We start from the raw sequence: 6,545 nt of genomic DNA on the forward strand, positions 1-6,545 counted from the left end.
ATCAGCGCCTCGGTCCCGCAGTTGCTTGCTGCGATCAAGGAACTGCAGGCCAAGGGATACGCCATTCCCGACTATCCGGGCAATCCGAAGACCGACGAAGAGAAGGAGATCCGCGACCGGTATACGAAGTGCCTCGGTAGTGCTGTCAATCCTGTACTGCGAGAAGGTAATTCGGATCGTCGCGCGCCCAAGGCGGTTAAGGAGTATGCCCGCAAGCATCCACATTCGATGGGCGAATGGTCGATGGCGTCGCGTACCCACGTCGCTCACATGCGTGAAGGCGACTTCTACCACGGCGAGAAGTCGATGACGGTCGAGGGCGACCGCACGGTGAAAATGGAACTGGTCACCGCCGACGGCGAGTCCATCGTCCTCAAGCCCGAGGTCAAGCTTCTCGACGGCGACGTCGTCGACAGCATGTACATGAGCAAGAAGGCGCTGATCGAGTTCTACGAAAAGGAGATGGAGGACGCCTACAAGACGGGCGTCATGTTCTCGCTTCACGTCAAGGCGACGATGATGCGGGTCAGCCACCCGATCGTGTTCGGTCACGCGGTGCGCACCTTCTACAAGGAGGCGTTCGCCAAGCATGGCGACCTCTTCGACGAACTCGGCGTGAACGTCAACAACGGGCTGTCGGATCTGTACGCCAAGATCGAATCGCTGCCGGCGTCGAAGAAAGAAGAGATCATCGACGACCTGCACAAGTGCCACGAACACCGGCCGGAGCTCGCCATGGTCGACTCCGCTCGGGGCATCTCCAACTTCCACTCTCCCAGCGATGTGATCGTCGATGCGTCGATGCCCGCGATGATCCGCGCCGGCGGCAAGATGTATGGCGCCGATGGTCGGCCCAAGGACACCAAGGCGGTCAACCCGGAGTCGACGTTCTCGCGGATCTATCAGGAGATGGTCAACTTCTGTAAGACCAATGGGCAGTTCGATCCGACGACGATGGGCACAGTGCCCAACGTCGGACTGATGGCCCAGAAGGCCGAGGAGTACGGCTCGCACGACAAGACCTTCGAGATCCCGGCCGACGGTGTCGCGAACTTCGTCGACCTCGACACCGGGGAGATCCTGCTGTCGCAGAACGTCGAGGAGGGCGATATCTGGCGCATGTGCATCGTGCGCGACGCGCCGATTCGCGACTGGGTGAAGCTGGCCGTGACGCGTGCGCGTGAGTCGGGCATGCCGGTGGTCTTCTGGCTCGACCCCTACCGCCCCCACGAGAACGAGCTGATCACCAAGGTCAACACCTACCTGAAGGATCACGACACCGAGGGCCTCGACATCCAGATCATGTCGCAGGTGCGTGCCATCCGCTACACGATGGAACGCCTGATCCGCGGCCTCGACACGATCTCGGCCACCGGCAACATCCTGCGCGATTACCTGACCGACTTGTTCCCGATCCTCGAGCTCGGCACCAGCGCCAAGATGCTGTCGATCGTCCCGCTGATGGCCGGCGGCGGTCTGTACGAGACAGGCGCGGGCGGTTCTGCCCCGAAGCACGTCAAGCAGCTCCTCGAGGAGAACCATCTCCGGTGGGATTCACTTGGTGAGTTCCTGGCGCTTGCGGTCAGCCTCGAGGATCTGGGCAAGAAGAACGACAACCCGAAGGCCAAGGTGCTCGCCAAGACACTCGACGCCGCGACGGGACGACTGCTCGAGAACAACAAGGGTCCGTCGCGCAACACGGGCGAACTCGACAACCGTGGCAGCCAGTTCTATCTCGCGATGTACTGGGCGCAAGAGCTGGCCAAACAGACCGATGACGAGGAATTGGCCAAGCATTTTGAGCCGCTGGCGAAGACGCTTGCCGAAAACGAGGATGCGATCGTGGCCGAGCTGAACAAGGCGCAGGGCGAAGCCGTCGACATCGGCGGCTACTACGCCCCGGATTCGGACAAGTTGGCTGAGGTCATGCGTCCGAGCGCGACGTTCAACGAGGCGCTCGACTCCGTTCGCGGCTGACGCGCGGTACGGCGACGAAACTGGCTCCCGATCTGACACAGATCGGGAGCCTTTCGTAGGTGCGGGCTTCTGCGTGTGTGCGGACCGAAAGTCCCGTTCGTCGGGCTGTCGGGTGCACTAGCGTGAATTCCGGGGTTGGGGTTCACGCTGAGCAAGCTCGATTCGGCCAAAGGAGGCCCACGTGAGTGACCACGAAGTCCGCATGATCGTTCTGTCGACGGATGATCTCGACGATTCCATCAAGTTCTACAGCGAGACCTTGGGCATGGCGCTCAAGTTTCGTGACGGAGCGCATTTCGCCGCTCTCGACGGCGGGTCGTTGACGCTCGCGCTCGCCACAGACGTCGACCATCCGATACCGGGCAAGGTGGTGGTCGGTATCAAGACCGATGACGTCGACGGTGACGCGAAAGCTGTCGAGGAAAGCGGTGGCGCCATCATCAAGGGCCCCTACGACGACGCGCACGAGCGTCGAGCAGTCGTTTACGACAACAAGGGCAACGGACTGGTCTTCTACAGCCCGCTCAAGCGCTGAGGTCGCGCGGCCACCCGAGTCGTGGTCGGGTGGCCGCACCAGCGTCGACCCCACGACAACTTTTGTTCACATATCGCAACGACCATGTCCGAGTTCAGTGAAACGACGGATATGGGGAGAATGCGGATGCGACGACATCGGTACATGGCGGTCACGGCTCTGGCGTGCGCGACGACGGTGATGGCGGCGTGCGGCGGTGACGGAAGCAACGATGCGGCCGGACCACTGTTGAATCCCGTTGCCAAGGGCAAGCTTTCGGACCATGGCGGGGCGACGAGGGCCGGCGACGACCGCAGTTCGCTCATCGCCGACTCCATCCGAAACTCCGGGGCCAAGAACGTCATCCTGCTGATCGGTGACGGCATGGGAGATTCCGAGATCACCGTTGCTCGCGACTACGCGCGGGGCGCGGGCGGCGCCTTCAGTGGGATCGACGCCTTGCCGCTGACGGGTCAGTACACGCACTACTCGCTCGACAAGGACGGAAAGCCCACCTACGTCACCGATTCGGCGGCGAGCGGTTCGGCGTGGTCGACCGGCACGAAGACGTACAACGGGGCGATCTCCGTCGACATCGAGGGCCGCTCCCAGCAGACGCTGCTCGAACTCGCCAAGAAGGCAGGCAAGGCGACCGGTGATGTCACCACCGCTGAGATCCAGGACGCCACACCCGCGGTGCAGGTCGCGCACGTCACCAATCGCAAATGCTATGGGCCCGAAGAGACATCCGAGAAGTGTCCGACCGACGCCTTGGAGAAGGGTGGCAAGGGTTCGATCACCGAGCAGTTGCTGGGAACGCGAGCCGACGTCGTGCTCGGTGGTGGCGCCAAATCATTCCAGCAAACCGCCACCGCAGGCGAATACCAGGGCAAGACGCTCGAGGTCCAGGCGAAAGCGCGGGGCTACCGGATGGTGCGCAGCGCCGACGAACTCAACGGGGTGACGATGGCCAACCAGGACTCCCCCGTCCTCGGACTCTTCGCCGACGGCAACATGCCCGTCCGCTGGAACGGACCTGTCGCGACCAAGGGCGGTTACCTCGAACCAGCCGCGACGTGCACCGACAACCCTGAACGTGGCGCATCCACTCCGAAGCTCGCCGACATGACGAAGAAGTCCATCGACCTCCTGAAGGGCAACGACAAGGGTTTCTTCCTGCAGGTCGAGGGCGCGTCGATCGACAAGCAGGATCACGCCGCTAACCCGTGCGGTCAGATTGGCGAGACCGTCGATCTCGACGAGGCGACGAAGGTGGCGCTCGACTACGCCAAGGACAACCGCGACACACTGGTGATCGTCACCGCCGATCACGCACACAGCAGTCAGATCGTCGAGTCGGTGACTGCCGAGGACGTACAGAAGGGCGCCGACGACGCGAAGCTGCCCCTGCAGGTGGAGAAGGACGCCATCTATCCGGGACTCACCCGCGTGTTGACCGGCAAGGACGGCCAGCCGCTCACGGTGTCCTACGGAACGTCGGACAATCTGGACGCGATGGATCAGGGCCACACGGGCACGCAGGTGCGGATCGCCGCGTACGGACCGAGCGCGGCAAACGTCGTCGGCTTGACCGATCAGACCGATCTGTTCTTCACCATCTCTCGCGCACTGGGACTCCAGGGTTCGTGACGTCGACGGTGTGGTCGGGTGCGGCTCACGGTCAGGGGTCGGCCGTTCGGTAGCGTGACGGCCGTGAACATCCGTCGTTTCCTGCTGCCCGTAGCCGTTGCCTCGTTGACGATCGGACTCGCCGCGTGCGGCTCCGATTCCGATTCAGACTCGGCTGCATCGACGTCGACCTCGTCCACGTCGACGCCGTCGTGTCCGTCTGCGGCACCGGCCGCGGATGCCAAGCCGGACTGGACCCTTCGTGGCACGACGGGAAGTGTCGACGTCGTCGCCTCGACCTCGACGACGGCACCGGCAGTCACGGTGACCACTCCGTTCGCGGTCGACCAGACGCAGGTTCACACCCTGCGGGAGGGCAGCGGCGAGGTTGTCCCCGACACGGCCACCGTCAGTGTCTGTTACGTAGGCGTCAATGGTCGTGACGGCAAGCAGTTCGATACCAGCTATTCAGGGGGCACTCCCGCTCAGTTCCCGCTCGGTCAGGTTGTCGTCGGTTTCAAGAAGGCCATCGCGGGTCAGAAGGTGGGTTCGTCGGTTGCGGTCGCGATGAACCCTGAGGATGGGTACCCGAATGGCAATCCCGCCGCGGGCATCAACAAGGGTGACACCCTGGTCTTCGAGCTGACGATCGTCTCGATCGACGGGTAAGGAGTCACGCGGTTTCGTCCGCGAGCACACGGAGCGCGAGCGCCGTCTTGCTGGCCAACGGGCTTGCCTGACAGCCCAGATCCTGAAGGCCGCGTCGCAGATCGCTCGCGACGGCCACGGCCCGCGCTGCGACGTTGTGCGACGATTCTCCCTCGCGGACATCGATGTACGTGGAGACCCCGACGACGTCGAGGTGGTCGGACAACCACCTCTCCACCCGAACGTGTCGGACGTCGCGAATCGACGTGTTCCATACCTGCGAGGTGATCGGCCCACGGATCACGAGGTGATCGATCGGTGTCCCCGACGACGCGCAAGCAACCAGAAACCGACGCTGCGCAGTGTCGAGGAGATGGGTGGGGTCGGCGCCGCCGTTGATCGCCGCAGACATACTGCCGGCGGGATGACGGGCACACGCCGATGCTCTGAGCTTGCGGTTGCTACCGCACCATTGATCGGAGATCCGGTATTCGAACTGGTCATGATCGAACGGGCCGGCCCAATCGCCGGTGAGCCGATCGCTGCACTCCGGATGCATGGTGACCGTGAGGTCGTCGAAGACGCCCGTGCGCATCCTGATTGCGACTCTGCTGTCGTACAGGGGGGTCGGAACGTCGGCCGACGCATCGCGTGACTCTGCGAACCAGAACTGTCTGTGCTGCGAATCGGCGACACGACGACCGAGTGCCGAGGCCGCGTCGTCGACTTCCGTCTCGATATTGAACGTGATGCCGATCGGGACGATCACAAATCACCTGCCACTCTCCCGTTGTGCACGACATCGTCGATCGCGCCGATTGGACCTTCGCCGGATGCGTGCACCGACTGGACTTCCAGCCTTCGTGAAAGATCCGCGGGCTGCACGAGTACCTGGGTACTCGAAATCAGCGTGTGCGTACTGAGGTAGCGCGGTACGCATGCACCACAGGGCGGGCGTCGGGGATACTGATCGGGTCACGATCTTCCCAGGGCAGTCGGCACGGGTACGGAAGAGGAATCGGTGGTCGATCAGAGAAGTACCGTTGAGCGGGTCTTGGCTGTGACTGCGGAGACCGTCGACCGGGTGGTCGGTTGGTCGCATTTGCCCAAACCGCTGGCGTTGGCCGTGCTGGTCGGCATTCGCAGCCAGCTGCGCGCGCTGAACCTCGTCGACACCGATCCCGATCCCGTCCCGCCGCTCGATCCGCCGTTGAAGGCGTCTGACCACTGCAAACGCACGATCGACGGACGTTTCGACAACCTCGCCCAACCCGATATGGGATCTGTCGGTGCCCGTTTCGGACGTAACGTGCCGCTGGAGGCGACCTGGCCCGAGCGCGGGGCGAGGTTTCATGAACCGAGCCCGCGTGTGGTCAGTGAGAAGCTGCTCGCGCGCACCGAATTCCAGCCCGCAGACACTCTCAATCTGCTTGCCGCCGCGTGGATCCAGTTCCAGGTCCACGATTGGGTGAGTCACCTCACCTCACCTGATTCGGAGCCGTGGCTCATCGATATCGACGCCGACGACCAGTGGCCGCACTCCCGGCCGATGCGGGTTCCGCGCACGCCCGCCCTCGACGGGCCGGCCGACGTCCCGCCGACATATGCGAACCGAGACACCCATTGGTGGGACGCGTCGCAGATCTACGGCGACACGGAGGAGTACGCGGTCGCGATCCGCGACCACGATGCCGAGGGCAATCTGCTTGCCACCATCGAACTCGCCGAGGACGGACTCCCCACCCTGGCGGCAGAGCAATTGCTGGATGCGAACGGA

Annotated in this window: 6 protein-coding genes; 5 read left to right on the forward strand and 1 reads right to left on the reverse strand. The window is 63.4% G+C overall.

Features of this window, described 5'->3' with window-relative positions; all coding sequences use genetic code 11:
* The 4 genes from B3T59_RS17040 to B3T59_RS17055 form a co-directional block, all read left to right on the forward strand.
* Positions 1-1,977, forward strand: a 1,977-nt coding sequence (locus tag B3T59_RS17040) for an NADP-dependent isocitrate dehydrogenase (protein ID WP_287004436.1), incomplete at its 5' end; no start/stop codon positions are given.
* Between the two features lie 181 nt (positions 1,978-2,158).
* Positions 2,159-2,512 carry a VOC family protein gene (locus B3T59_RS17045; protein WP_005203020.1) on the forward strand — a complete coding sequence of 118 codons (354 nt, stop codon included), beginning with the start codon at positions 2,159-2,161 and terminating at the stop codon, positions 2,510-2,512.
* 126 nt (positions 2,513-2,638) lie between these two features.
* On the forward strand, positions 2,639-4,141 hold the full coding sequence (phoA, locus tag B3T59_RS17050) for an alkaline phosphatase (protein WP_251723566.1): 1,503 nt from the start codon (positions 2,639-2,641) through the stop codon (positions 4,139-4,141).
* 111 nt (positions 4,142-4,252) lie between these two features.
* The gene (locus tag B3T59_RS17055; RefSeq protein WP_064864036.1) at positions 4,253-4,789 is read left to right on the forward strand and encodes an FKBP-type peptidyl-prolyl cis-trans isomerase; all 537 of its coding nucleotides are present in this window, start codon (positions 4,253-4,255) and stop codon (positions 4,787-4,789) included.
* Positions 4,790-4,793: 4 nt separating this feature from the next.
* Here the strand turns inward: B3T59_RS17055 and B3T59_RS17060 are convergent, their stop codons facing one another.
* Positions 4,794-5,537, reverse strand: coding sequence for a hypothetical protein (locus tag B3T59_RS17060; protein WP_064864008.1), 744 nt, complete (start codon positions 5,535-5,537; stop codon positions 4,794-4,796).
* A 291-nt stretch (positions 5,538-5,828) separates the two neighbouring features.
* On the opposite strand from B3T59_RS17060, the gene B3T59_RS17065 reads away from it, so the two are divergent.
* On the forward strand, positions 5,829-6,545 hold a 717-nt coding region (locus tag B3T59_RS17065), incomplete at its 3' end, for a peroxidase family protein (protein WP_287004437.1).

The sequence above is a fragment of the Gordonia sp. UBA7860 genome, from assembly GCF_002500165.1.
GTDB lineage: Bacteria > Actinomycetota > Actinomycetes > Mycobacteriales > Mycobacteriaceae > Gordonia > Gordonia sputi.

Excerpts from the sequence above, each read along its gene's own strand:
- phoA (WP_251723566.1), top strand. The coding sequence starts at position 2,639 with ATGCGACGACATCGGTACATGGCGGTCACGGCTCTGGCGTGCGCGACG.